Raw genomic sequence first — 3,210 nt, forward strand, 5'->3', positions numbered from 1 at the left:
GCCTTCGGCAGCTCCTACAGGAAATTGCGTGCCTTTTGTAGGAGCTGCCGAAGGCTGCGATCTTTTGCTCTTCAATCAGCCGAGCAACTCACTCATGGCAATGATCTGCTCCGCCACCTGAATCAGTTTCTGCTGACGGCTCATGGCCTGGCGGCGCATCAGGGTGTAGGCCTCTTCTTCGTTGCAGTCCTTCATTTTCATCAGCAGCCCTTTGGCCAGCTCGATGCGTTTGCGCTCGGCCAGTTGCTGGTCGCGGGCCAGCAGTTGCGCGCGCAAGGCCTGATCGCTTTCGAAGCGGGCCATGGCCACATCGAGAATCGGCTGCAGGCGCTGGGCGTGGATGCCTTCGACGATGTAGGCGCTGACCCCGGACTTGATCGCCTGACGCATCACCCCCGGGTCGTGTTCGTCGGTGAACATCACGATCGGCCGGGGCTGGTCGCGGCTGACCAGCACCACTTGCTCCATCACATCGCGGCCCGGTGACTCGGTATCGATCAGGATCACGTCCGGGCGCACCGTTTCGACGCGGGCCGGCAGGTCGATGGTCAGGCCGGACTCATCGATGACCTCGAAACCCGCCTCGGTCAGCGCGGCTTTCAGGCGCCCGACTTTTTTCGCGGTGTCGTTGATCAGCAGAATGCGCAACATGCTGGCGGCCTCCTGTCAGCGGCGGGCGAGAAGAGGAGCGGCGTCGCTCAGGGCGTGCAGCTTGAAACTGCGGGCGTATGCGGCCGGATCGCTGCCGTCCCAGACTTTGCCATCGAGCAACTGGCTGCTGCGCATCTCCTTGCCCCACGCGGCGACACCGACGGCGGTGGCGGCTTCGCGGTAGATGTCCAGTTGCTGAACCTGGCGGGCCACCGCGAGGTAGTCGGGATCCTCGCGCAACAGGCCCCAGCGACGGAATTGGGTCATGAACCACATGCCGTCGGACAGATACGGCAAATTCACCTCGCCGTTGCCGTGAAAACGCAAGGCGTGCGGGTCCTGCCAGCGATTGCCGAGGCCGTCGGCGTAATCCCCGAGAAAACGCGGTTCGATGCAGGACAGCGGGGCGTCGAGATATTCCGGGGCGCTCAGCAACTGCGCGGTGCTGCGGCGGTTTTCCGCGCTTTGTTCAATGAAACGGCTGGCCTCGAGAATCGCCATTACCAGCGCCCGGGCGCTGTTGGGGTATTGCTCGACGAACGCGCGGGTGCAGCCGAGGACTTTCTCCGGATGATCGGGCCAGATGCTCTGGCTGGTCGCCAGGGTGAACCCCAGATCCTGTTGCACGGCGGCCGCCGCCCACGGCTCACCGACGCAGAAACCATCGATGCGCCCGGCTTGCAGGTGCGCGACCATTTGCGGCGGCGGCACCACCACGCTGTCGACGTCCTGCAACGGATGAATGCCCTGACTCGCCAGCCAGTAATACAGCCACATCGCGTGGGTACCGGTGGGGAAAGTCTGGGCGAAGGTCAGTTTTGCGCGGGTTTGGTGCGCGTGCCGATCCAGCGCTTCAGGACTGGTCACGCCCAGTTGCTGTAAACCGTGGGACAGGTTGAGGCTCTGGCCGTTCTGGTTCAGCCCCATCAGCACCGCCATGTCGCTCGGCGCCACGCCACCGATACCCAGATGCACCGCGTAAATCAGCCCGTACAGGCTGTGGGCGACATCCAGTTCACCGCTGACCAGTTTGTCGCGCAAGGTCGCCCAGGACGCCTGACGCTTGAGGTTGATCGTCAGGCCGTAAGGCTGGGCGAAGCCTTGTGTGGCGGCCACGATCACCGAGGCGCAGTCGCTCAAGGCCATGAAACCGAGATTGACCACGCTTTTTTCCGGGGTATCACTGCCATTGACCCAGGCCAGTGGCCCGACGGACGAATCATTCATATAAAACCACCTTGAAAAAAAAACGCCGTCCCAGGCTTTGCCCGAGCAAACCTGAGGACGACGCCATTGTCCGTGCCCGCACGCCGCCATTGGCCTGCGGGCTGATAACCGCAAAAGTGCAAGGCATATGCCAGTCAGGCTGATTTGCCTGTGCGCCTCGCGCCGGGGGGCGATGCCCGGCTATAATCGCCGCCTCTTTTCGCCGCCCGAGTCATCGCCGCCCATGTACACCCTGGCCCGTCAGCTGTTGTTCAAACTTTCCCCGGAAACCTCCCACGATCTGTCGCTGGATCTGATCGGCGCGGGTGGGCGTTTGGGCCTCAACGGCTTGCTGTGCAAGAAGCCGGCGAACCTGCCGGTGACGGTCATGGGCCTGGACTTCCCGAATCCGGTGGGTCTGGCGGCCGGTCTGGACAAGAACGGCGCGGCCATCGACGGTTTCTCGCAACTGGGTTTCGGCTTTGTCGAAATCGGCACCGTGACCCCGCGTCCGCAGCCGGGCAACCCGAAACCACGGATCTTCCGCCTGCCGGAGGCCGAGGCGATCATCAATCGCATGGGCTTCAACAACCTCGGTGTGGATAACCTGCTGGCGCGGGTCGCTGCAGCCAAATACAAGGGCGTGCTGGGGATCAACATCGGCAAGAACTTCGACACTCCGGTCGAGCGCGCCGTGGATGACTACCTGATTTGCCTGGACAAGGTGTATGCCCACGCCAGCTATGTCACGGTCAACGTCAGCTCGCCGAACACCCCGGGCCTGCGCAGTCTGCAGTTCGGTGATTCGCTCAAGCAGTTGCTGGCGGACCTGGCCACGCGCCGCGCCGAACTGGCCCTGCGCCACGGCAAACATGTACCGCTGGCGATCAAGATCGCCCCGGACATGACCGACGAAGAGACCGCGCAAGTGGCTCAGGCATTGATCGAAACCGGGATGGACGCGGTGATCGCCACCAACACCACCCTGAGTCGCGTCGGCGTCGAAGGCATGGAGCACGGTGACGAAGCGGGCGGTCTGTCCGGCGCCCCGGTGCGCGACAAGAGCACGCATACCGTGAAGGTGTTGGCGGCTGAGCTGGGGGGGCGCTTGCCGATCATTGCCGCTGGCGGCATCACCGAGGGCAAGCATGCGGCCGAGAAGATCGTGGCGGGTGCGAGCCTGGTGCAGGTTTACTCCGGGTTCATCTACAAAGGCCCGGCCTTGATTCGTGAAGCGGTAGACGCGATCGCCGCGCTGCGCAAATAACCCAGGGTGACCCGGTCAATGTAGGAGCTGCCGAAGGTGCGATCTTTTGATGTTGTTTTTTAATATCAAAAGCAAGATCAAAAGAT

The 3,210-nt window shown here is 62.8% G+C and carries 3 protein-coding genes; 1 reads left to right on the forward strand and 2 read right to left on the reverse strand.

Going from position 1 to position 3,210, the window contains the following annotated elements:
- Positions 1–75: 75 nt before the first annotated feature.
- Together HT737_RS24630 and HT737_RS24635 are read right to left on the reverse strand one after the other, a co-directional pair.
- The gene (locus HT737_RS24630) at positions 76–651 is read right to left on the reverse strand and encodes an ANTAR domain-containing response regulator (RefSeq protein ID WP_047293011.1); all 576 of its coding nucleotides are present in this window, start codon (positions 649–651) and stop codon (positions 76–78) included.
- A 15-nt stretch (positions 652–666) separates the two neighbouring features.
- Entirely contained in the window at positions 667–1,878 is a 1,212-nt protein-coding gene (locus tag HT737_RS24635) for a CmpA/NrtA family ABC transporter substrate-binding protein (protein WP_182404177.1), read from the reverse strand.
- A gap of 223 nt (positions 1,879–2,101) precedes the next feature.
- On the opposite strand from HT737_RS24635, the gene HT737_RS24640 reads away from it, so the two are divergent.
- A complete protein-coding gene (locus tag HT737_RS24640; protein ID WP_047293015.1) occupies positions 2,102–3,124 on the forward strand; it encodes a quinone-dependent dihydroorotate dehydrogenase in 1,023 nt (340 codons plus the stop codon).
- The last annotated feature ends 86 nt before the right edge of the window (positions 3,125–3,210 follow it).

It is taken from the genome of Pseudomonas sp. MD195_PC81_125, assembly GCF_014060985.1.
Lineage (GTDB): Bacteria > Pseudomonadota > Gammaproteobacteria > Pseudomonadales > Pseudomonadaceae > Aquipseudomonas > Aquipseudomonas parakoreensis.